Origin of the sequence: Mesorhizobium sp. L2C066B000, assembly GCF_000502335.1 — a bacterium.
Taxonomy (GTDB): domain Bacteria; phylum Pseudomonadota; class Alphaproteobacteria; order Rhizobiales; family Rhizobiaceae; genus Mesorhizobium.
On the sequence record NZ_AYWZ01000001.1, the window covers coordinates 219,040 to 240,403 of the forward strand.

The 21,364-nt window shown below is 62.7% G+C and carries 20 protein-coding genes, 1 tRNA gene and 1 pseudogene; 9 read left to right on the top strand and 13 right to left on the bottom strand.

Translation table 11 applies throughout. The annotated features are described in order from the left end of the window. The 11 genes from X733_RS164650 to X733_RS164600 form a co-directional block, all read right to left on the bottom strand. A complete protein-coding gene (locus X733_RS164650) occupies positions 1–762 on the bottom strand; it encodes a 3-ketoacyl-ACP reductase (RefSeq protein ID WP_023710926.1) in 762 nt (253 codons plus the stop codon). Then, a complete protein-coding gene (locus X733_RS164645) occupies positions 759–2,261 on the bottom strand; it encodes a GMC family oxidoreductase (RefSeq protein WP_023817256.1) in 1,503 nt (500 codons plus the stop codon). The genes X733_RS164650 and X733_RS164645 overlap by 4 nt, the downstream gene beginning before the upstream one ends. A 5-nt stretch (positions 2,262–2,266) precedes the next feature. Further along, entirely contained in the window at positions 2,267–3,382 is a 1,116-nt protein-coding gene (locus tag X733_RS164640; protein ID WP_023671180.1) for an ABC transporter ATP-binding protein, read from the bottom strand. Between the two features lie 20 nt (positions 3,383–3,402). After that, entirely contained in the window at positions 3,403–4,362 is a 960-nt protein-coding gene (locus X733_RS164635; protein ID WP_023671181.1) for a carbohydrate ABC transporter permease, read from the bottom strand. Beyond that, on the bottom strand, positions 4,359–5,309 hold the full coding sequence (locus tag X733_RS164630) for a sugar ABC transporter permease (RefSeq protein ID WP_023671182.1): 951 nt from the start codon (positions 5,307–5,309) through the stop codon (positions 4,359–4,361). The genes X733_RS164635 and X733_RS164630 overlap by 4 nt, the downstream gene beginning before the upstream one ends. 254 nt (positions 5,310–5,563) lie before the next feature. Further along, positions 5,564–6,817, bottom strand: a complete 1,254-nt coding sequence (locus X733_RS164625; protein ID WP_027049809.1) for an ABC transporter substrate-binding protein — start codon at positions 6,815–6,817, stop codon at positions 5,564–5,566. A gap of 58 nt (positions 6,818–6,875) precedes the next feature. Continuing rightward, positions 6,876–8,387, bottom strand: a complete 1,512-nt coding sequence (locus X733_RS164620) for an aldehyde dehydrogenase family protein (protein WP_023710929.1) — start codon at positions 8,385–8,387, stop codon at positions 6,876–6,878. Positions 8,388–8,397: 10 nt separating this feature from the next. Continuing rightward, positions 8,398–9,174, bottom strand: a complete 777-nt coding sequence (locus X733_RS164615; RefSeq protein WP_023683222.1) for an enoyl-CoA hydratase/isomerase family protein — start codon at positions 9,172–9,174, stop codon at positions 8,398–8,400. Further along, positions 9,167–10,768, bottom strand: a complete 1,602-nt coding sequence (locus tag X733_RS164610) for an acyl CoA:acetate/3-ketoacid CoA transferase (protein WP_023817257.1) — start codon at positions 10,766–10,768, stop codon at positions 9,167–9,169. Before X733_RS164610 ends, X733_RS164615 begins: the two co-directional genes overlap by 8 nt. Continuing rightward, on the bottom strand, positions 10,765–11,781 hold the full coding sequence (locus X733_RS164605) for a Gfo/Idh/MocA family oxidoreductase (protein WP_023817258.1): 1,017 nt from the start codon (positions 11,779–11,781) through the stop codon (positions 10,765–10,767). The genes X733_RS164610 and X733_RS164605 overlap by 4 nt, the downstream gene beginning before the upstream one ends. Continuing rightward, the gene (locus X733_RS164600; RefSeq protein ID WP_023817259.1) at positions 11,778–12,836 is read right to left on the bottom strand and encodes a LacI family DNA-binding transcriptional regulator; all 1,059 of its coding nucleotides are present in this window, start codon (positions 12,834–12,836) and stop codon (positions 11,778–11,780) included. Before X733_RS164600 ends, X733_RS164605 begins: the two co-directional genes overlap by 4 nt. A gap of 229 nt (positions 12,837–13,065) precedes the next feature. On the opposite strand from X733_RS164600, the gene X733_RS164595 reads away from it, so the two are divergent. The 7 genes and pseudogenes from X733_RS164595 to X733_RS164575 all read left to right on the top strand — a co-directional run bounded on the left by X733_RS164595 (position 13,066) and on the right by X733_RS164575 (position 18,487). Then, positions 13,066–14,220 carry a dihydrodipicolinate synthase family protein gene (locus X733_RS164595; protein ID WP_023817260.1) on the top strand — a complete coding sequence of 385 codons (1,155 nt, stop codon included), beginning with the start codon at positions 13,066–13,068 and terminating at the stop codon, positions 14,218–14,220. Positions 14,221–14,324: 104 nt separating this feature from the next. Continuing rightward, positions 14,325–15,395, top strand: a complete 1,071-nt coding sequence (gmd, locus tag X733_RS164590; protein WP_023704027.1) for a GDP-mannose 4,6-dehydratase — start codon at positions 14,325–14,327, stop codon at positions 15,393–15,395. A gap of 9 nt (positions 15,396–15,404) precedes the next feature. Next, positions 15,405–16,373 (top strand): GDP-L-fucose synthase, encoded by a 969-nt coding sequence (locus tag X733_RS164585; protein WP_023817261.1) that lies wholly within the window; start codon positions 15,405–15,407, stop codon positions 16,371–16,373. 81 nt (positions 16,374–16,454) lie between these two features. Then, positions 16,455–16,661 (top strand): hypothetical protein, encoded by a 207-nt coding sequence (locus X733_RS1000000167475; RefSeq protein WP_081731494.1) that lies wholly within the window; start codon positions 16,455–16,457, stop codon positions 16,659–16,661. Positions 16,662–17,067: 406 nt separating this feature from the next. After that, positions 17,068–17,600, top strand: a pseudogene (locus tag X733_RS1000000170555) (Hsp20 family protein). A gap of 181 nt (positions 17,601–17,781) precedes the next feature. Next, complete coding sequence (locus X733_RS164580; protein WP_023701027.1) at positions 17,782–18,087, top strand: DUF982 domain-containing protein; 306 nt, start codon at positions 17,782–17,784, stop codon at positions 18,085–18,087. Between the two features lie 112 nt (positions 18,088–18,199). Next, on the top strand, positions 18,200–18,487 hold the full coding sequence (locus tag X733_RS164575; RefSeq protein ID WP_031197745.1) for a DUF982 domain-containing protein: 288 nt from the start codon (positions 18,200–18,202) through the stop codon (positions 18,485–18,487). Positions 18,488–18,594: 107 nt separating this feature from the next. Here X733_RS164575 and X733_RS164570 read toward each other — a convergent pair. Next, positions 18,595–18,669 (bottom strand) — tRNA-Val (locus X733_RS164570). A 115-nt stretch (positions 18,670–18,784) separates the two neighbouring features. Beyond that, positions 18,785–19,147, bottom strand: coding sequence for a response regulator (locus X733_RS164565; RefSeq protein WP_023671195.1), 363 nt, complete (start codon positions 19,145–19,147; stop codon positions 18,785–18,787). A gap of 164 nt (positions 19,148–19,311) precedes the next feature. Here X733_RS164565 and X733_RS164560 point away from each other — a divergent pair, with 164 nt between their 5' ends. Next, the gene (locus X733_RS164560) at positions 19,312–20,253 is read left to right on the top strand and encodes an N-formylglutamate amidohydrolase (protein ID WP_023704024.1); all 942 of its coding nucleotides are present in this window, start codon (positions 19,312–19,314) and stop codon (positions 20,251–20,253) included. A 337-nt stretch (positions 20,254–20,590) separates the two neighbouring features. Then, the gene (hisN, locus tag X733_RS164555) at positions 20,591–21,364 is read left to right on the top strand and encodes a histidinol-phosphatase (RefSeq protein WP_023817263.1); all 774 of its coding nucleotides are present in this window, start codon (positions 20,591–20,593) and stop codon (positions 21,362–21,364) included.

Genomic DNA, 21,364 nt, shown 5'->3' on the forward strand with positions numbered 1-21,364 from the left:
CTACAGTCGAGGCACGGAGAGCGCGCCGTCGACATTGATAATCGAGCCTGTGGAAAAGCCGAGCTTGCCGACGGCAAGCGTCGCCACCACGGCGCCGATGTCCGATGCTTCGCCCCAGCGTTTTGCCGGCACCAGGCCGCTGTCGATAAGCGCGTCGTATTTGGCTGATACGCTCGCGGTCATGTCGGTGCGAATGATGCCGGGCCGCAGTTCGAACACGCCGATGTTTTCCGGCGCAAGCCGTAGCGCCAGGTTCTTCACCCACATCGAAAGGCCGGCTTTCGAGATGCAGTAGTCGGCGCGTTCCGGCGAGGCCATATCGGCGCTGACCGAGGTGATGGTGATGATCGAGCGCGGATGATTGCTGGGAGCCGCCAGCATCGCCTTGGCGACGGCCTGGCTAAGGAAGACTGTGCCGCGCAGATTGACGTCCAGCGCACGGTCGAAATTCTCGGGCTTCAGCTCCAGCAGATCGCCGCGCACCACGGCGCCGATGCCGGCATTGTTGACGAGGCAGTCGATGCGGCTGAAGGCACGTATGGCGGCGTCGACGAGGGCCGTGTGATCCTCGAGGTTGGCGATATCACAACGGACATAGGCGAACTCCGCACCCCGTGCGGTGATGTTGGCGGCCAGTTCGTCCGGCGCTTGTTCGGCAAGGTCGGCGATCAAAATGTCGAAGCCGTCCCCGGCCAGCGCCTCGGCGCAGGCGAGCCCAATGCCGCGCGCACCGCCGGTGACGATTGCTGCGGGGCGGGTCATGCCGCGAGGTCCGTTCGGCGAATATGCTCGGCCACGCGCAGCGCCTGGGCGGCGATCGACAGCGCCGGATTCACGGCTGCGGAGTTCGGCAGAAAACTGGCGTCGACGACGAACAGGTTCGGGTGGTCGAAGGCGCGGCAGAAGGGGTCGAGCGGCGACGTCGCCGGGTCATCGCCCATTTTCACCGTGCCGCACTGGTGCGAGGGCGTGCGCTTGTCGAAGGGACGCGACAGCACGATGGGATAACCGCAGGCGCGGAAGTTCTCACGCATCACCTTGGTCAGCCCGTCCAGCGACTGCATGTTGGAGCGCCGCCATTGCATGACGATGTCCTTGCCATCGACCATGATGCGGCTTTCCGGATCGGGCAGATCCTCGCACATCAGATACCAGTCGACGGCGCGACCGGCCATGTAATCGAGCGCGAATTTCGGCACGCGTTTGACGTTGGCCTTCAACATGTTGCCGTCGATCTTGCCGAGCAGTTGGACGTTGCCGAGCGGCTTGCCGCCTTTGCCGTCGGAGAGATAGTAGTCATTCAGCATAAGCGTCTTCTGGTAGACGCTGTCGTTCCTGCGGCGCGGATCGATCGCCAGCATGGCGCTCGAATTATGGTTCATGAAATTGCGGCCGACCTGGTCGGAGCTGTTGGCGAGGCCTTTACCGTCTGATGAAGGCGAGCGCAGCAGGATGACGGCGGAATTGACCGCGCCGGCCGACAGGATGACCAGCTTCGGCGCGACTTTCTTCAGCTCGCCATTCTGACGGTAGTGAACGGCAGCGATGCTTTTGCCGTCGGACGACGCTTCGAGATATTCGACATGGCAGCCGGTTTCGAGTCGGATATTGCTGTCCTTAAGTGCAGCCGTCAGCGGTCCGGTCTGCGCATCAACCTTGCCCTGGGCGGTGTTGGGGAATGCGTCCCAGCCGGTCTTGCCCTCTTTCAGCCAGGTGTCGATGTCGACGCCGAGCGGCAGCGAGGCGGGGTGCAGGCCCAGTCCCTTCAGCTCGGCGCGGGCGCGCGCAATCGGCGCTTCGTCGGGCACCGGCTTGAAAGCATAGGGGATCGAGTGGAACGGTTCGGTCGGGTCCTCGCCGAGTGAGCCGCGGACGCGAAACAGCTGCTCGGCTTTCGAATACCAGGGCTCGAATTCATCGTAGGAAAACGGCCATGCCGGCGAGACGCCACCGAAGTGCTCCATGGCGGCGAAATCCTCTTTGCGGTAGCGGATCAGCACCGCGCCGTAGAATTTCGAATTGCCGCCGACATAGTAGTAATTGCCGGGGTTGAAGGCGCCGCCGCCGGGCTCCCGCCACATCTCCTTCGGACGGTAGTGGCCATCGACGAAGATCGAGCGCGTGTCGCGGGCATGCGGCGTTGCCGGCAAGGGCTCGCCGCGCTCCAGCATCAGGACCGAGGCGCCGCTGCCGGCCAGGCCGGAAGCGATCGTAGCGCCGCCGATGCCGGAGCCGATGATGACGATATCGGGGCTGACCATCTCGATCAGCGGATGCGGTGTTCGGTCGCCGGATCGAAGAACACGGCCTTGGTCAGGTTGAAGGCGAGCGGCGTGCTGGTGCCCGGCTGGATGTTGGCGTCGGCCCGCAACCGCGCCACCACGCCCTTGCCGCCGAGGTTGGTCACCGCGAACGTGTCGGACCCTGCCGGCTCGACCACTTCGATGTGCAGGTCGGCAGTGGCAATGTTGGAGGCGTTGCGTTCCGCACCTTCCGGATCGGTCAGCGCTTCCGGGCGCACGCCGAAGATGATCGGCTTGCCCTGGAATGCCGAAAGACCCGCCGGCGCGTTGGCCATCGGCAGCGTGATCGGCTCGCGCGCCTCGCGCTCCAACACGACGGACAGCGCATTGCCCGACGTGGCAATGGTCGCCGGGATCAGGTTCATCGCCGGCGAACCCATGAAGTCGGCGACGAACAAATTGGTCGGGTTGTTGTAGATCTCGGCCGGGGTGCCGAACTGCTGCACCTCGCCGTCGCGCATGACGGCGATCTTGGTAGCCAGCGTCATCGCCTCGATCTGGTCGTGGGTGACGTAGACGATGGTTGTGCCGGTGGTGGCATGCAGGCGCTTGATCTCGATGCGCATGTCAACGCGCAATTTGGCGTCGAGGTTGGACAAAGGCTCGTCGAACAGGAACAGCTTGGGGTCGCGCACCAGCGCCCGGCCCATGGCGACGCGCTGGCGCTGGCCGCCGGAAAGCTGGCTCGGCTTGCGCTGCAGGAGGTGGCCGATCTGCAGGACCTTGGCCACCTTGTCGATCGCCTTTTGGCGTTCGTCGGCCGGCACGCCGCGCATCTCCATGCCGAAGGAGATGTTTCCGGCCACCGTCATGTTCGGATAGAGCGCATAGCTCTGGAACACCATGGCGATGTCGCGCTTGGATGGGTGCAGATCGTTGATGGCGCGGCCGTCGACGCGGATTTCGCCCTCGGTGATCTGCTCCAGGCCGGCAATCGTGTTGAGCAAGGTGGACTTGCCGCAGCCGGACGGGCCGACCAGCACCAGGAAGCCGCCCTTTTCGAGCTCGACATCGATGCCCTTCAGGATCTCGACATTCCCGAAGCGCTTCTTCAGCCCATCAATTTCCAGAAAAGCCATGGTCGTTCCTTCCGAATTGATCAGCCCTTGACCGCGCCAGCCATCAGCCCGCGCACGAAATAGCGGCCGGCGACGACATAGACGATCAGGGTGGGCAGAGCCGCGATCATCGCGGCCGCCATGTTGACGTTGTATTCGACGACGCCGGTCGAGGTGTTGACGACGTTGTTGAGCGCCACCGTCATCGGCATGGAGTCGCCTGTGCCGGCGTAAGCCGAAGCGAACAGGAAGTCGTTCCAGATGTTGGTGAACTGGTAGATGACGGTGACGACGAAGATCGGCATCGAGTTCGGCAGCATGATGCGGCGGAAGATCTGGAAGAAGGAGGCGCCGTCGACCTGTGCGGCCTTGATCAGCTCGTTCGGGAATGCCTCGTAATAGTTGCGGAAAAACAGTGTGGTGAAGCCGATGCCGTAGACGACATGGACGAAGACCAGGTTGACCGTCGGATTGCCGAGACCGAAACTCGTACCCGTCGCATTCTGCAGCTTCACGCCGAAACGTCCCAGGCTGCCGAGGATGGTCGCCATCGGCAGCAGCACCGACTGGAACGGAATGAAGCAGGCAAACAGCATCAGCCCGAACACCAGCGTGGCGCCGCGAAAACGCCATTTGGTCAAGACGTAGCCGTTGAGCGCGCCGAGCATGGTCGAGATCAGTACGGCTGGAACCACCATCTTGATCGAGTTCCAGAAATAGCCCTTGATGCCGGCGCAGGTGAGGCCGACGCAGGTCTCGCCCCAGGCCTTCAGCCACGGGTCGAAGGTCGGCGCCGTGGGCAACGCCAGCATGTTGCCGTTCTGGATCTCGTCCATGGTCTTGAACGAGGTCACCAGCATGACGAACAGCGGCATCAGATAAAACAGCGCAAACAGCGCCAGAAGCCCGTAGATGACGATGCGGTTGAGGGTCTTGGTGCTCATGCCGCCGGAGGCCTTTTGGGAAGCAGCGGGGCGGGCAGGGGTGGCGACAGCGCTCATCGCGGCTTCTCCCTGAGTTCCGAATAGAGATAAGGCACGATGATGGCAACGATGGTCATCAGCATGATCACGGCACTGGCCGAGCCGACAGCCATTTCGTTGCGCTTGAACGTGTACTCATACATGAAGTTGGACGGCAGCCAGGCCGAGCCACCGGGGCCGCCGCTGGTCAGCGCCACCACCAGATCGTACGACTTGATGGCGAGGTGGGCGAGCACGATGAAGGCCGACAGGAAGATTGGCCGCAGCAGCGGAATGACGATGCGGCGATAGAGCTGGAAGGTGGTGGCACCGTCGATCTGCGCCGCCTTCATGATCTCGCCGTCGATGCCGCGCAGGCCGGCCAGGAACATCGCCATGATGAAGCCGGAGGCCTGCCAGACGCCGGCAATGACCACCGTGTAGATGACGAAATCCTTGTTCTTGATCCAGTCGAAATGGAAGCTCGTCCAGCCCCACTGATGCAGGGTCTGCTCAAGACCGAGGCCGGGGTCGAGGAACCATTTCCAGGCGACGCCGGTGACGATGAAGGACAGCGCCATCGGGTAGAGATAGATCGGCCGCAACACGCCTTCGCCGCGAATCTTCTGGTCGAGCAGGATGGCCAGGAACAGGCCGAGCGCCAGGCAGATGGCGATGTAGAGAAAGCCAAAAATGCCCATATTGACGATCGACGTGTACCAGCTCGATGGCGGGTCGGAGTCGAACGTCCAGCCCCACAGCCGTAGATACGCGCGTGGTCCGGTAATGACATAGGACGGGAAGGTCTTGGAATTGGTGAAGGACAGATAGACTGTCCACAGGATGAAGCCATAGACGAAGACGATGGTGATGGCGAAGCTCGGCGCCAGCACGATCTTCGGCAGCGCGTCCTGCAGTCGCGCGCGCACGGAGGGGCGAGACCGCTCGGGTGTCAGCTTGATCTGGGTCGTCGCTACACTGCTCATGAGGCTCCTCCCGTTCGGGTCGTCCGTGCTCTGCCGTCAGGAGGCAAGGCGGCCCCGTGCATACGGGTCTCTGGTCGGCATGGTGTTCAAGAGCGTTTTCACCGTTTCACGGAAACGGCGAACCTCTCTAACTCTTTCTTTTACGCAATTCCGGCCGGAAAACCGCTCACACTTTCCTGGAATTGCGCCAGCTGGCCAATCCTTAGGTGACACCTTCCCCGCCGAAGCGGGGAAGGTGTGTTTCTGGCCAGCGCTTACTTGGCGTCGTCGATTGCCTTGACCAGTTCGGTCACGGCTTCGTCCGAGGTCTTGATCTGACCGTGAACGAACTTCGAAACGACGTCCTTGTAGGCATTGGCGACCGCCGGAGGCGCGCCATAGCCCTGGGCAAGCGAGCCGAACAGTGTGCCGCCTTCGTTGGCAGCCTTCAGGTCGGCGATGCCCTTCTTGCCGCACGCGTCGAAGTCGGTGTCGGGAACGTCGGTACGGGCGGGAACCGAACCCTTGACGACGTTGAAGGCCGACTGGAAGCTCTTCGACAGGGTGGCGGTGGCCAACGCGACCTGGGCGGCCTTGCGGTCGTCCGGAACGTTGAACATGCCGAACATGTCGGAGTTGTAGACCACCGAGCCTTCCGTGCCCGGGAAGCGATAGCACAGGAAGTCGGTGCCCGGCGTTTTCTTGGCGGCGTTGAACTCGCCCTTGGCCCAGTCACCCATCACCTGCACCAGGGCATCGCCCTTGATGACCATGGCGGTGGCAAGGTTCCAGTCGCGGCCCGAGAAGTTCGGGTCGACATAGGTGACGAGCTTGGCGAGGTTGTCGAACGACTTCTTCATCGTGTCCGACTTGAGGGACTCGTCGTCGAGGTCGTTGAAGGCCTTCTTGTAGAACTCAGGTCCGCCGGTCGACAGCACAACCGAGTCGAACATGGTGGCTTCCTGCCAGTTCTGGCCGCCAAGGGCGAGCGGAATGACGCCAGCCGCCTTGGCTTTGTCGAGCAGGGCGACGAAGTCGTCGAAGGTCTTTGGCTCGGTGCCGCCGATCTTGTCCATCACCGCCTTGTTGATCCACAGCCAGTTGACGGAGTGGACGTTGACTGGAGCAGCGACCCACTTGCCGTCGTAGACGGAGAACTTCTGCAGGGCTGCCGGAACCGACTTGTCCCAGCCTTCCTTCTTCGCCGTCTCGGTCAGGTCGCCCATGACGCCGGCCGCCGCATAATCGAGCACGGTGTAGCCGAGCATCTGCGACGCGGTCGGGTAATTTCCGGCCGCGACCATCGCCTTCAGCGCAGTCATGGCGGCGTCGCCGCCACCACCGGCCACCGGCACGTCCTTCCAGGCATAGCCTTCCTTGGCAAGGTCGCCCTTGAGGACGTTGAGAGCAGCCGCTTCGCCGCCCGACGTCCACCAATGCAGCATCTGCACTTCCTTGACGTCCTCGGCATGGGCCGAGAAAGCAAAGGCCGTCGCAAGAGCCGTTCCGATAAGCAGTTTGCGCAACATGTACTACCTCCCTTGTTGCATTACACGACCGGTGGAAGCCCACCGGGTTCTTCCAAACTCAGCCGACCCACCAACCGGTGCGCTGGCCGCGATGAAACTGGATTGTCTTTTCCTCGGTATAATCCTCGACAGCGCGTTTGCCGAGTTCGCGTCCGATGCCGGACTGCTTGTAGCCCCCGAATGGCAACTCGGGAAAGCCTTCCATGAATGTGTTCACCCAAACGGTCCCCGAACGCACACCACGCGCCACCGACATACAAGTGTCGATGCTGGCGCTCCACACCCCTGCAGACAGACCATAGGGCGTGTTGTTGGCGATGTGCAACGCCTTTTCAATCGATCCAAAAGTCAGCACGGAGAGCACCGGGCCGAACACTTCCTCGCGCGCAATAGCCATGTCTTCGGTAACGCCGCGGATGATGGTCGGATCGAGATACTGGCCGGCATTGGACGCCAGCTGGCCGCCACCGCAATAGACATTGCTGCCGTCTTTTGCTGCCACCGCGACGTAACCCGCGACCTTGGTCAGATGGTCGGCTGATATCATCGCGCCAACCTTGGTTCGGTCGTCGAGTGGGTCGCCGACCGTTACCATGGCGGTGAGCGCCTTGACGGTGGCGAGGAAATCGTCGGCGATGGCTTCATGCACGATCAGCCGGCTGCCGGCATTGCAGCATTCGCCGGCGTTGAAGAAGCCGCCGAACACTGCTGCGTCAGCGGCCGCCTCGAGATCGGCATCGGGGAAGACGATCTGGCCGTTCTTGCCGCCGAGCTCCATCGAGACTTTCTTCAGCGACTGCGCGGCGGAAGCCATGGTCATCTTGCCGACGCGGGTAGAGCCGGTGAACGACACCATCTCGACCAGCGGATGGCTGACCATCGGCCCCCCGACATCGGCGCCGAGGCCGGCCAGGATGTTGACGACGCCCGCGGGCAGGCCGGCCTGCATCAGGATGTCGCCGAGCACGAAGGTCGAGGCCGAGGTCATTTCGCTCGGCTTAACCACCGCGGTGCAGCCGGCGGCGAGCGCGAAGGGCAATTTCTGGCTGACGATCAGGAACGGGAAATTCCACGGGGTGATGATCGAGACGACGCCGATCGGCTCGCGCAGGACGACGCCCAGCATGGCGTCGCCGAGATTGGCGTAGCTTTCGCCGTGCAGCGTGCGGGCGAGCGAGGCGGCATAGCGCCAGATGTCGATGGCGCCGCCGATCTCGCCGCGCGCCTGGGCGATCGGCTTGCCGGATTCCAGCGCATCGAGTCGGGCGATGTCTTCGAGCTGGGCCTCGATCAGGTCGGCCGTCTTGAGCAGGATGGCTGCGCGCTCGGCCGCCTTCGTGCGCGGCCACGGGCCGGTCTCGAATGCCTTGTGCGCGGCCTGCATGGCCGCCTCCACCTCGGCCTCGCCGGCCTGCGCATAGCGCGAAACGGTGAAGCCATGGCCGGGGCTGTTGCGCGCAATCGTGCGGCCGTCACGGGCATCGACATGCTTGCCGTCGATCAGGAGCTTGTAAGCCTTCGGCGCCTTGGACGCCTCGGCCGGTATGGAAATGTTGAGCGGTGCGTTCATCATGCTTTCTCTAAGATCTGGAAAAGGCCGGCCTCTGCTTGGCCTTGAAGGCGCTCACGCCGGCTTTGAGGTCGCCGGTCAGCGCAACGAAGCCGCTGGCGAGCGCCTCGGTGGCGGCCGCACTTTCCTCGCCTTCGGCGACTGCGATCATCAGCTTGGCGGCTTCGGTTGCGAGCGGCCCGCGCCCGGCGATTTTTTCGGCCCAAGTCCTGGCCTCTGCCAGCGCCTGGCCGGTCTCGACCACGCGGTCAACGACGCCGAGGGCAAGCGCGTCGGAGGCGGCAAAGAGCTCGCCGCCGAGTGCCATGCGGCGCACGATCTGGGCCCCAAAGCGGCGCACGGCGCGCTGCGTGCCGGACCAACCGGGGACGACGCCGATCGATGTCTCGGGGAAGCCGAGCTTCACCTGCGTTTCGGCGACACGGAAGTCGCAGGCGACCGCCAGCTCCAGCCCGCCACCCAGCGCATGGCCGGAAAGCACCGCGATGGTCGGCTGCCGCAGCCGCGCCAGTCGGTCGAAGACACGGTGGCCGTAGCGCACCCATTGCACCTGAAAGTCGGCAGCGCTCATTTGTGCCCAGGCCTCGACGTCGCCGCCGGCGCAAAAGCCTTTGCCTTCGCCGCGGATCAGCACGACGCGCACGCCTTCAGCCATTTCGGCTTCGTCGAGCGCTGTCTCGAGCGCGCGCAGCATCGGAATGTCCAGCGCGTTGAACTTCTCCGGCCGGCGCAGCGTGACGATGCCGATGGCGCCGTCCTGCTCGAAGGTGACGAGGCGCTCAGCCATGCGCGCCTCCGAGCGAAGCGCCACCATTCAGCGACAGGCCGATCGGCCGATCCTGGTACAGCGCCGCCGGTGTCACCTTGAGGTCGTTGGCGACGCCGAGCGGTGTTTCGGACTGAGCCAACACATCGCGCTCGAGGTCGATGCCGGGCGCCAGTTCCGTCACCATCAGACCGTCCGGCGTCAGCTTCATCACGCAGCGCTCGGTGACGTAGGTGATGTCCTGCCCTTGCGCGACGGCGCGCTTGCCGGAGAAGGAGATGTGTTCGACCTCGTTGACCACCTTCTTGACCTTGCCTTCTGCATCGATGCGGATGCCGCCATCGGCGAGCGACAGTTTTGCGCCGGCATTGAAGAAGCCGGAGAAGACGATCTTTTTCGCCCGTGCCGTGATGTCGACAAAGCCGCCGGCCCCGGCGGTGACATGTGGCCGGGCCGAGAGTTTCGACACGTTGACGGAGCCATGGCGGTCGATCTGCAAGAAGGAGAGCAGCGAGGCATCGAAGCCGCCGGCCTGGAAATAGATGAACTGGTGCGGCGAGGGCATGATCGCCTCGGCGTTGGAAGCGCAGCCGAACTTGAAGTCGAGCAGCGGCACGCCGCCGACCGCGCCCTGCTCGATCACCCAGGTGACCTTGCCGTGCTGGCCTTCCTCGAGAAGGATACGCGGCACATTGGCCGAGATGCCGAAGCCGATATTGACGGCCATGCCATCGCGCAACTCCATGGCGACGCGGCGCGCGATTACTTTCTGGATGTTCATTTCGGCGTTGCGAAAGCTTGACAGCGGGCGGAAGATCTCGCCCGAAATCGCCGGGTCGTAAGGCGTCAGCGTCGTCTGCAACTGGTCCGGCGCCACCACGATGTGGTCTACCAGCACGCCGGGCACGCGCACGTCATGCGGCTTCAGCGTGCCGTTCTCGACGACGCGCTTGACCTGCGCAATGACGATGCCGCCATTGTTGCGCGCGGCAAGCGCCTGTTCGAGGCCGCCGAGATAGGCGCCCTCATGTTCATAGGTCAGGTTGCCGCGCTCGTCGGCGGTGGTAGCGCGGATGATCGAAATGTTGGGCACGATCGAGCGGAAATAGAGCCATTCCTCGCCGTCGAACTGCTGCACCGAGACGATCGGCTCGCTTGCAGCCGCGTTCATGGCGCAGCCCTGGTGGCGCGGGTCGGCAAAAGTGTCAAGGCCGACCTTGGTCAGCACGCCCGGCCGCTTGGCGGCGGCCTCGCGGTGCATGTCGAACAGGATGCCCGACGGCACATTGTAGGCGGCGACCGAATTGTCGCCGATCATCTTCCAGATCTGCGGCGGCTCGGACGAGGAGGGGCCCGAGGGATAGGAGCCGCAGAGCGTGCGCTTCAACAAACCGGGCTTGGCCAGATGGTCGATGCCCTTGATGCCATACATGTCGCCGGCGGCGATAGGGTGCAGCGTGGTGATATTTTTCGGATGGCCTTCCGCGTCGAAGCGCCCGCCGATGGCGGCGAGCACGGCGTCCGGGCAGCCGAGCCCGCTCGACGACGAGACCGACACGGTCATGCCGTCCTTGATGAGGTTGGCGGCCTGCTGAGCGGAGACGAGCTTGCTCACTTGGCGCTCCCGAGTTTCGGCTCGATGGCAACCGCCTTGCCGGATTTCCCGGACAGCAACGCTGCTTCGGCCGACGCCAGGGACCAGACGCCGTCCTCGCCGGTGGCGGAGGGCTGGCCTTCTCCACGCATGGCGGCATGGAACTGGCGCAGCGACCTGGCGTAGAGGTCTTCTCGGTCGAAGCTCAGTTCTTCCTCGCCTTTGGCGGTGCGTAGCAGCACCGAGCCGACTGGCTTCTGCGTTATCACATTTTTTGCGATCAGCGAACCTTCGGAACCATGCACCTCAAAGCCGGTATCGGCGAACTTGGTTGTGAAGCCTTCATGCGACTGGGCGATGATGCCCGACCCGAAGCGCCAGATGCACATGGCGCCGTCTTCCAGCCCGCTGCCGGCCATGCCGGCCGACTGGGTGAAGGCCGAAATCTCGATCGGGTCGTCGCCGAGCACGAAGCGCAGCGTGTCGGCATCGTGCACGGTGATGTCGAGCACCACGCCGCCGCCGGCTTCCGGTTTGGTGATGCGCCAGCCCTGCAGGTTCTCCGGCAGATAGACGGCATGGAACACACGCGCGGCAATCGGCTTGCCGATGCGGCCGGCTGATATGGCGTCGCGCATGGCGCGGTGGGCGCCGGCATTGCGCAGATGATGGTTGGTGCCAAGCACCACGCCGGCTGCCTTGGCGGCGGCGACCATGGTGCGCGCGTCGGCGCTGTTCAGCGCCAGCGGCTTTTCGCACAGAACATGCTTTCCCGCCTTGATCGCGGCCAGCGCCTGTTCGAGATGCAGTTCATTGGTGGTCGAGATGTAGACGGCGTCGATTTCGGCGCCGAGCAGGTCGTCCAGCGTCGAGACGGCAAGCGGAATATTCTGTTCCGCGGCATAAGTCTTGGCGCGCTGCGGACTGGAGCTCATCACCGCCGCGATCTCGCCACCCTCTTGCGCGCGGATGGCGTTGATCATGAACTGTTTGGCGATCGTGCTGGCGCCGATCAGTCCCCATTTGACGCTCATGCCGCGTCTCCCATTCCTGCTGATGTGTCCTGGGCGCCGCGATCGGGACCGCAGCTGTCCCTGACGACCAGATTGACGGCGCCGATATGGTCCTCGGCATGCGTGATGCGCGACTGGATCATCTTCAGCATGACGTGAGCGGCGCGTTCACCGAGGCCGGGTGTGTCGACCGAGACGCTGGTCAGCGCCGGCATATAATGCTCGGCTTCGACCACGTCGTCGAAGCCGACGACGGCAAAGTCCGCGCCGGGCTCCAGCCCGCGCTTGCGCAGCGCCAGCATGACGCCGAAGGCGACGGCGTCGTTGAAGCACAGTGCCGCCGTCGGCGGCTCGGCCATGGCAAGGGCGGTTTCCAGGCACGCGATGCCGCTCCTGCGGCTGGTCTCGCCTTCGACGACAAGCACGTCGCGCCTGGGGATGCCCAATGTTTCGCAAGCTTCACGAAAACCGCCCAGGCGCTCCTGATAGACGACCAGGTCGGAGGTGCCGCCGAAGAAGGCCAGCCGGCGATGGCCCTTGCCGATCAGATGGGCGGCGGCGAGATACGCGCCGCGATGGTTGTCAGGAGCGATCACCGGGATGCGGCTGTCCGGCAGGCGGCGCATGGCGAAGACGACCGGCACGCCCGCCATCTCGAGGCGACGGAAGGCGCCCGGCGTGGTGCCGCGTGCCGGTGACACGATCAGGCCTGCGACGCCCTGTTCCATCAGCGACTTCAGCACTTCTTCCTGGCGCACCGGGTTCTCCGCCGTGTTGGCGATGAAGGGCACTATGCCGGCCGACTGGAAGACGCGCTCCATGCCGACCGCCAGCTCGGCGAAAAAGGGGTTGGTGAGATCGTTGATGACCATGCCGATGACGTTGGAATGGGCTTTGCGCAGATTGGCGGCGCCGCGGTTGTAGACATAGCCGACATCCTCGATCGCCTTGCGAACCTTGACCGCGGTTTCAGGCCGGATCAGCCCTGAGCCTTGCAGCACAAGCGACACCGTCGATTTGGACACACCAGCCTCGCGGGCGATGTCCAGGATCGTTGCCTTGGCCCGGCTGGCCATGTCGGTGGTTTCCTCCGCCTAAATGGGCAAATCTATTGGAACGTTCTAACCACTCTGCCAAACGAGAGTCAATCAGGATTCTTGCGGAGATCGAAAAGGTGATGAATGCGGTTCCCAGCAAGGACTCTTAGCCTTCTTCGGCAGTTGGACCGGTTCAATCGCCGGAATCATAAAGGTGCTTGATTTATTGGAACGTTCCATTTACAGGATGCCGAAAACGGAGGTTGCCATGGATATCACCCTGCCTACGCAGAATGGCGGCCGCGTCAGCTACAAGCTCGCGGGCAGTCCGGTCGAGCCCGTAATCGGTGCGGTTTTCCCGCGCATCGCCTATGCCGCGGCCCATGTCGTCGCCGACCCTTTCGCGATGACCGACCCCTGGTCGAAGCCTGCGGTCGACTGGGACAAGACGATGGCGTTTCGGCATCATTTGTGGCGGCTTGGCTTCCGCATCGCCGAGGCGATGGACACCTCCCAGCGCGGCATGGGTTTCGACTGGGCGAATGCGCAGGAATTGATCCGCCGCTCGATCGCCGAGGCGCGCAGCGTCGAAGGCGCAGACCTCGCCTCGGGCGCCGGCACCGATCATCTGGCGCCGGCCAATTCGAGATCACTCGAAGATGTGATCGCCGCCTATGAGCAGCAGTTCGCTTTCATTGAAGGCGAGGGCGGCAAGGCGATCATGATGGCCAGCCGGGCGCTGGCAGCGGTCGCAAAGGGTCCGGACGACTATATCAGGGTCTACGATCGCATCCTCAGCCAGGCATCCGGCAAGGTCATCCTGCACTGGCTGGGCGGCATGTTCGATCCGGCACTGAAAGGTTATTGGGGCAGCGGCAATTTCGCGGCCGCGCTCGACACCGTCGTCGCCATCATCGAGCGCCATGCCGGCAAGGTCGAGGGGATAAAGATTTCCCTGCTCGATGCCGGCAAGGAAATTGCCTTGCGCAACCGGTTGCCGGAAGGCGTCGTCATGTTCACCGGCGACGATTTCAACTATCCCGAACTGATTGCCGGCGACGGGAAGCGGCACTCGCACGCCTTGCTCGGCATATTCGACGCCATCGCGCCGGTCGCCAGTGCGGCGCTCGCGAAACTGGCTGACGGCGACCGCGCCGGCTTTGACGCGCTGATGGCGCCGACAGTGCCGTTGTCGCGCAAGATCTTCGAGGCGCCGACGGAGTATTACAAGGCCGGCATCGTCTTCATGGCCTGGCTCAACGGCCATCAGGACCATTTCGCCATGGTCGGCGGCATGCAGTCGGCGCGCGGCATCCTGCACTATGCCGACATCTTCCGCCTTGCCGACCAGGCAGGGTTGCTCGCCGATCCCGAGCTTGCGCTGGCCAGGATGAAGCATTTCTGCGCGGTTGCAGGTGCCTGAGAACGACACAATCGCTGGCTGAAACCTGTCCCCCGTATGGGGGATTTGCGTTCTCGCGCCAAATCTGTATTCGGTTGCCGGGATTGGATGCGGACGGAGCGGCAATGACGGAAAAAGTGGCGCTCATCACCGGTGTAACCGGGCAGGACGGGGCCTATCTCGCAGAATTGCTTCTGCAGAAGGGCTATATTGTCCATGGCGTCAAACGCCGCTCGTCCTCGTTCAACACCGAGCGCGTTGACGACATCTATGTCGATCCGCACGAGCGCGGTGCGCGTTTCTTCCTGCATTATGGTGACCTGACCGACGCCACCAACCTTATTCGCCTGGTGCAGGAGACACAGCCCGGCGAGATCTACAATCTCGGCGCCCAGAGTCATGTCCAGGTGAGTTTCGAGACGCCGGAATACACCGGCAATGCCGATGCGCTGGGAGCACTCAGGCTGCTCGAGGCGATCCGCATCCTGCGCCTGGAGAAGTCGGTGCGCTTCTATCAGGCCTCGACGTCGGAGCTTTATGGCAAGGCGCGCGAGGTCCCGCAAAGCGAGACCACGCCCTTTCATCCGCGCTCGCCCTATGCCGCGGCCAAGCTTTACGCCTACTGGATCACGGTCAATTACCGCGAGGCTTACGGCGTGTTCGCCGCCAACGGCATCCTGTTCAATCACGAAAGCCCGACACGCGGCGAGACCTTCGTCACTCGCAAGATCACACGGGCCGTCGCCTCGATTCATCATGGCCTGCAGGACACGCTCTATCTCGGCAACATCGATGCCAAGCGTGACTGGGGCCATGCGCGCGACTATGTAGAGGGCATGTGGCGCATTCTGCAGCACAGCGAAGCCGATGACTTCGTGCTGGCGACCGGCGAGGCGCATTCCGTGCGCGAATTCGTCGAACTGGCTTTTGCCGAGACCGGACGCAGCATCCGCTGGCAAGGCGAGGGTGTCGATGAAGTCGGTGTCGATGCCGGTTCGGGCACTGTCCTGGTCCGTATCGATCCGCGCTATTTCCGGCCGACCGAGGTCGATCTGCTGCTCGGTGACCCCGCCAAGGCCAAGGCAAGACTCGGCTGGTCGCACACGACCGGCTTCAGGGATCTGGTGACGGAAATGGTGCAGGCCGATCTGGCACGCGCGGCCGGCGGCACGCGGCAGAACAGCCGTTCTGCGTGAGGCAGGCCGATGGACGCGACATTTGAACTGAAGGGCAAGCGTGTCTTCGTCGCCGGGCATCGTGGCATGGTCGGTTCGGCCGTCGTGCGCCGGCTGGCGAGCGAGGACTGCGAGATACTCACCATATCGCGCGACAAGCTCGACCTGCTCGACCAGGCGGGGGTGCGGCGCTGGATGGCCGACCACAGGCCGGATGCGGTGGTGATGGCGGCCGCCAAAGTCGGCGGTATCCTGGCCAATGACCGGTTCCCTGTCGATTTCCTGCAGCAAAACCTGGTTATGCAGGGCAATGTCATTGACGGCGCCTTTCGCAGCGAGGTCGGCAAGCTTTTGTTTCTCGGCTCGTCCTGCATCTATCCAAAGCTCGCGCCGCAGCCGATCAGGGAAGACGCGCTGCTGACCGGTCCGCTCGAACCCACCAATGAATGGTATGCGATCGCCAAGATCGCCGGGCTCAAACTGTGCCAGGCCTATCGGCGCCAGCATGGCGTCGACTACATCTCGGCGATGCCGGCCAACCTTTACGGTCCTGGCGACAATTTCGACCTGCAGAGCAGCCATGTCGTACCGGCGCTGATGCGCAAGGCGCATGCGCTGGCACTGAGCGGTGGCAGCAGCCTGGAGGTCTGGGGCTCGGGCACGCCGCGGCGTGAATTCCTGCATGTCGACGACGCCGCCGATGCCTTGGTCTGGCTGTTGAAGAATTATGCCGGCGACGGCCACGTCAATGTCGGCTCGGGAGAGGATGTCACCATTGCCGAGCTTGCCCAGACCGTCGCATCGGTCGTCGGCGTCGAGGCTAATATCGCCTTCGATACGACCAAGCCAGACGGCACGCCGCGCAAGTTGATGGATGTTTCGCGGCTGTTTGCAACGGGATGGCGCCCCCGCTACGCGCTTCGCGGTGGATTGGAACAGACATATGCGTGGTTTCTCAACCATGTTGAGAAGGGTGATGTCCGCCTCGGCGCGGCCTGATTCCAATTTTCCTTGAACCATTTCGCTGCCGCCCGCGACCAAGCGGTGTGTAGCAAACACGGTCCATCAAGGAGAACGTCAATGTTTATCACTTCAAGAAACGTCTTTCTCGCCGCCATCGCGGTTTCGGTGCTGGCAGGGTGTCAGACGGCACCGCCGAGGGAATGCGAGAAGACCAAGCCCGGTGTCACTTACAACGGCAAATGCTGCGGCATCGGCACACAGTGCCGTGAAGGCAACAACACCCCTCATGACAAGCCCGACAGGCCCGATCCGCGGCCACAGTGATCCGCGAGCCAGAAACGTCCCGGCACGTGCCGGGACGTTTCGTCCCCCGACAGGGTGGATTTACGGATCGGAAGGCCGCTACCCGGTTCCTTGCTGGCCGGCATTTGAATACGAAACGGGACGGCGGGGCAGTAGACGATGCGGTCGCGCAGATCGCGCGAAAACTTCCCGCCGGATCTGTACTTCAAGGGGCTGTTCGACTGTTCGAAGGGAAGTCCCGGAGAAACTCAGATTTCGCTTTCCGTCGATGCGAAGGATGCTACTAAAAAAAATTCGAGATGCTCTTGAACTCATTTGGGGCGCCTCCTAATTCGATTCCCGCCAAGGCCATAAGGCTCGGCAAAAAATGGCGGCGCCGCACGGGGCGGCGTCCTTGTACCCATGTTGCTTCAAGGAGGATGTGGCTATGAGAACCTTTGATACCCTCTATCGGACCACCGTCGGTTTCGACCGGCTTTTTGACATGCTCGACAGCGGCACGCGTCCAGACTGGCCGCCCTATAACATCGAGAAGGTCGACGAGAACGATTACCGTATCTCGATGGCCATCGCGGGCTTCAGCCAGGATGAGGTTGAGCTGACCCAGCATGGACCCGAACTGGTCGTGGCANGGCCATCGCGGGCTTCAGCCAGGATGAGGTTGAGCTGACCCAGCATGGACCCGAACTGGTCGTGGTAGGCCAGAAAGCTGATGATCAGAGCGGACGCCAGCTGCTGCACCAGGGCATCGCCTATCGCAGTTTCAGGCAGACGTTCAAGCTTGCCGACCACATGAAGATCAAGGCAGCCAAACTGGAGAATGGCCTCCTCTCGATCGACATCGTCCGTGAGATTCCCGAAGAGCTGAAGCCGCGCCGCATTAGCATCGGCGTGGGCGACACGCCGACGGCCGCCACTCAGATCACGCAAGATACGGACCGCGCGCGTAAAGCCGCGTAATCCTGTCGATCTGTCACTTTGAACTGCGGGTCCGCCTCCCGGTTTCGGCCGGGAGGCTGTGATTGCGGAGAAACGAAGATGATCACTGCAGGACGTACTGGCGCGCATCTGTCGCGCGCCCGCAGTTGGCCTGGACCGCGCAAACCATGAACTCAATGGTTCGTTCGATTTGGAGGATCATATGAACGATCGGATGTTTGACAGCGCCGTTTTCGTGAAAAGCGGCGACAACCTTGTTCAGGAAATCACGTGTCTCGAGGACGCTCTGGAGTTCCTCTATGAATGGCCGAAGGACAGGCGCGGCCCCATTCACCAAACCGCATTGCGGGCCTGCCAGCGAGCTTTCGATAGCGATTATCCGCTTTCCGCAGCCAGAGACGCGTTCAGCGGTTTTGCGAAAGCAGCCAGAATCCTTGAGGAAGAAGTATCCACGACAATGCCGTGGATGATGGGCAGAGGTGGCGAAGGCGGAGGAGTGACTGCCTAAAGCGCGTCGCGCTGAAACCGATTCATGCGACACGCTTTAAGTCTTTGCTTTGATGCATGTCGTTGTCCCAGACCCGCGGCACACTGCGTGACATGCATTAGGAAAGGAGGTCATGATGCTATCGAAACCTTTTGAAAAGCCAGTCCGGGTGTGGGTGGGCTTGGGCTTTCCCCGCCAACTCAACACGGTCGCAGATGCCTATCAATTCGCATCCGAATGGTGTGGCAACAGCCCGGAGCAGAGAGCTGCTATTCGCGCTTGCAAAGCCGCTCTGATTGGTGATGTGGAACCCGAGACAGCACGAGGCGTCTTCGTCGCGTTCGCTCGCAAGAAGGATATTCTTATGGAGGACGGCATCGAGCCTGCGCCTTCAAGGACGCTAAGCCCGCACCACGTCTAAAGCGCGTCGCGTTTGAACGAGGCGGCTGCCACAAGCGGTGGCCGCCTTACCGGCTAAGTTGTCGAAGGGGTGCGCCAAAAACGGGCTTGGCCAAGTGATCGAAAGGATGGTGGGCGTGACAGGGATTGAACCTGTGACCCCTGCAATGTCAATGCAGTGCTCTCCCGCTGAGCTACACGCCCATCCGAAGCCGCGCATACACCATTTTTGGTCCAGCGCGTCAATAGCCGGAAAAGGGAAAGAAAGGCTCGTTTTGTCGCGCCGCCGACGAAGCGGCGAGATCACACTGTGCGCGCTTCAGGCGGCCTGCAGCATTTTTTCGACCTCGTTGACGAGATCGCGCAGGTGGAAGGGCTTGGACAGCACCTTGGCGTCTTTCGGCGCCTTGGAATCGGGGTTGAGCGCGACGGCCGCGAAACCGGTGATGAACATCACCTTGAGGTCGGGATCGATCTCGGTGGCGCGGCGGGCGAGTTCGATGCCGTCCATCTCCGGCATGACGATATCGGTCAGCAGCAGGGAGAAAGGTTCTTCGCGCAGCCGCTCGTAGGCGCTGGCGCCATTGTCGAAATCGCTGACGTGGTAGCCGGCCCGCTCCAGTGCCTTGACCAGGAACCGGCGCATGTCGTCGTCGTCTTCCGCCAGCAGAATGCGTGCCATCTTGTCCCGTCCGAATCACCCCAGCCAAGCCTGCCGTCCGGCAAGCCCGTTAACCATCCTGTATATGAGGAGCTGACGGTAAACATCAAGTGAACGTTGGCGGCATTAATCCTGATTTGACGCGGTTCCTGACATGCCGAAATGCTGGACATGCGGCCGATGAGGTGGCAGTTTCCCATCATGATGCATTGCTGTTTCCGGGTTCGTTCAAATTGACGACGGCAGCCGAAGATTTTTCGGTCGTTCCACCCTTCGAAATCCGATCGGGCGCCGAGCAGCGCGTTCCCTTCGTCTTCAACTCACCGCATAGCGGCCGCTATTATCCAGACCGCTTCCTGGCCATGGCGCGGCTCGACCGGAACGCCATCCGCCGCTCCGAGGATTGCTATGTCGACGAGCTGTTCGGCAGCGCGGTGGTGCTGGGCGCGCCGATGCTGGCGGCGAATTTTCCGCGCGCTTACCTCGACGTCAACCGCGAACCCTGGGAACTCGACCCGCGCATGTTCGCCGAGCCGGTGCCGTCCTTCTGCAACATCCGCTCGGCGCGTGTCGCCGGCGGGCTCGGCACCGTGCCCAAGCTGGTGGGCGAGGGGCTCGACATCTATTCCGGCCGTCTGCCGCTGGCGGAGGCCGTCCAGCGCATAGAGGCGGTCTACAAACCCTATCACGAGACGCTGAAGCGGCTATTGACCAGAACCCATGCCAGGTTCGGCTATGCCGTGCTGATCGACTGCCATTCGATGCCGGCGAGCATCAGGGTGGGCGACAGCGGCCTGCGGCCGGATTTCATCGTCGGCGACCGTTTCGGCATCTCGGCCACGGCGGCCCTGACCGAGACGGCGATCGGCCTGCTCATCGGCATGGGCTACACCGTCGCCCACAACAAACCCTATGCAGGCGGTTTCATCACCGAGCATTACGGCCGGCCGGCGCGCCATCTGCATGCGCTGCAGATCGAGGTCAATCGCGGCCTCTACATGAATGAGCGGACGTTCCAGAAATCGGCCGGCTTCGATGCGCTGGCCGACGATATGGCGCGCTTTTCGGCCGACCTGATGGCGATGCCCGACCACCACTTCATCGACCTGCCGCTGGCCGCCGAATGACGCCGGAGCGGCGGCTGTTCATGCAATCCCGCGCTGGCCATCCCGCAGCGTAAAAAAAGACCGCATCGTTTGCACGACACGGTCGAAGTCTAGGGAGGAAACGCCCAAGGAGGGCATGGACAGGAAAACCTGTCCGAGAACAAATTTATTGTGCGATGCACAAATGTCAATCGATCCCACGCTTTTTTAATTCACTCTGATGTGGAAATGCGTTTCGATGGTCCCGATGTGTGACATTTCGGCAACGCTGATGTCTCTGATAAATCGATAAACCGGCTTGTTTTGGCGGGAAAGTGCCGGCAGACCGGGTTGGCACTCTGTAATGCGGGAGAATCACGTGGACATCAGCATCGATTTCATGCGCCGGATCGCGCAAGCGGCGGCGGCTGAAACCTTGCCGCGTTTCCGCGCACAGGGCGCGGTGGCCAACAAGGAAAAAGGCAGTTTCGACCCGGTCACCGAGGCCGACCGCGAGGCCGAGCGCGCCATTCGGGCGCTGATCTCGGCTGAGTATCCCGATCACGGTATCCTTGGCGAAGAACATGGCAGCGAAAACATCTCCTCAAGGCATGTCTGGGTGATCGATCCGATCGATGGTACCCGCGCCTTCATCTCAGGCTTGCCGGTGTGGGGAACGCTGGTCGGATTGACGGTCGACGGTGACGCCGTCGCCGGCATGATGGCGCAGCCGTTCACCGGCGAGCTGTTCTACGCCAACGCTTCCGGCTCCCACTACGAAGGCCCCGATGGGCCGCGGAAGCTGTCGACCCGCAAGAGGACGAAGCTTGACGAGGCGACCTTGTTCACCACCACGCCGGCGCTTTTCAAGGGCGAGGCGCGCACCCGCTACGACGCGTTCGAGAAACAGATCCAGCTCGCCCGCTACGGAGCCGATTGCTACGCCTTTGCCATGATCGCGTCCGGCAGCGTCGACATCGTCGCCGATCCCGGATTGAAACCCTACGACATCGTGGCGCTGATCCCGATCATCGAAAAGGCCGGCGGCGTCGTCACCACATTCGAGGGCGGTCCGGCGGAAAAGGGCGGCGACATCCTGGCCGCCGCAACGCCGGAGCTTCATGCGGCTGCAATGGCAGCCCTGCGGGGCTGA

Coding starts and splice junctions, on each gene's coding strand:
- X733_RS164625 (WP_027049809.1), bottom strand. CDS start 6,817: ATGTTGCGCAAACTGCTTATCGGAACGGCTCTTGCGACGGCCTTTGCT.
- X733_RS164595 (WP_023817260.1), top strand. CDS start 13,066: ATGGATATCACCCTGCCTACGCAGAATGGCGGCCGCGTCAGCTACAAG.
- X733_RS164635 (WP_023671181.1), bottom strand. CDS start 4,362: ATGAGCGCTGTCGCCACCCCTGCCCGCCCCGCTGCTTCCCAAAAGGCC.
- X733_RS1000000167475 (WP_081731494.1), top strand. CDS start 16,455: ATGTTTATCACTTCAAGAAACGTCTTTCTCGCCGCCATCGCGGTTTCG.
- X733_RS164580 (WP_023701027.1), top strand. CDS start 17,782: ATGAACGATCGGATGTTTGACAGCGCCGTTTTCGTGAAAAGCGGCGAC.
- X733_RS164585 (WP_023817261.1), top strand. CDS start 15,405: ATGGACGCGACATTTGAACTGAAGGGCAAGCGTGTCTTCGTCGCCGGG.
- X733_RS164650 (WP_023710926.1), bottom strand. CDS start 762: ATGACCCGCCCCGCAGCAATCGTCACCGGCGGTGCGCGCGGCATTGGG.
- X733_RS164565 (WP_023671195.1), bottom strand. CDS start 19,147: ATGGCACGCATTCTGCTGGCGGAAGACGACGACGACATGCGCCGGTTC.
- X733_RS164615 (WP_023683222.1), bottom strand. CDS start 9,174: ATGGCTGAGCGCCTCGTCACCTTCGAGCAGGACGGCGCCATCGGCATC.
- gmd (WP_023704027.1), top strand. CDS start 14,325: ATGACGGAAAAAGTGGCGCTCATCACCGGTGTAACCGGGCAGGACGGG.
- X733_RS164575 (WP_031197745.1), top strand. CDS start 18,200: ATGATGCTATCGAAACCTTTTGAAAAGCCAGTCCGGGTGTGGGTGGGC.
- X733_RS164620 (WP_023710929.1), bottom strand. CDS start 8,387: ATGAACGCACCGCTCAACATTTCCATACCGGCCGAGGCGTCCAAGGCG.
- X733_RS164600 (WP_023817259.1), bottom strand. CDS start 12,836: ATGGCCAGCCGGGCCAAGGCAACGATCCTGGACATCGCCCGCGAGGCT.
- X733_RS164645 (WP_023817256.1), bottom strand. CDS start 2,261: ATGGTCAGCCCCGATATCGTCATCATCGGCTCCGGCATCGGCGGCGCT.
- X733_RS164640 (WP_023671180.1), bottom strand. CDS start 3,382: ATGGCTTTTCTGGAAATTGATGGGCTGAAGAAGCGCTTCGGGAATGTC.
- X733_RS164630 (WP_023671182.1), bottom strand. CDS start 5,309: ATGAGCAGTGTAGCGACGACCCAGATCAAGCTGACACCCGAGCGGTCT.
- X733_RS164605 (WP_023817258.1), bottom strand. CDS start 11,781: ATGAGCGTCAAATGGGGACTGATCGGCGCCAGCACGATCGCCAAACAG.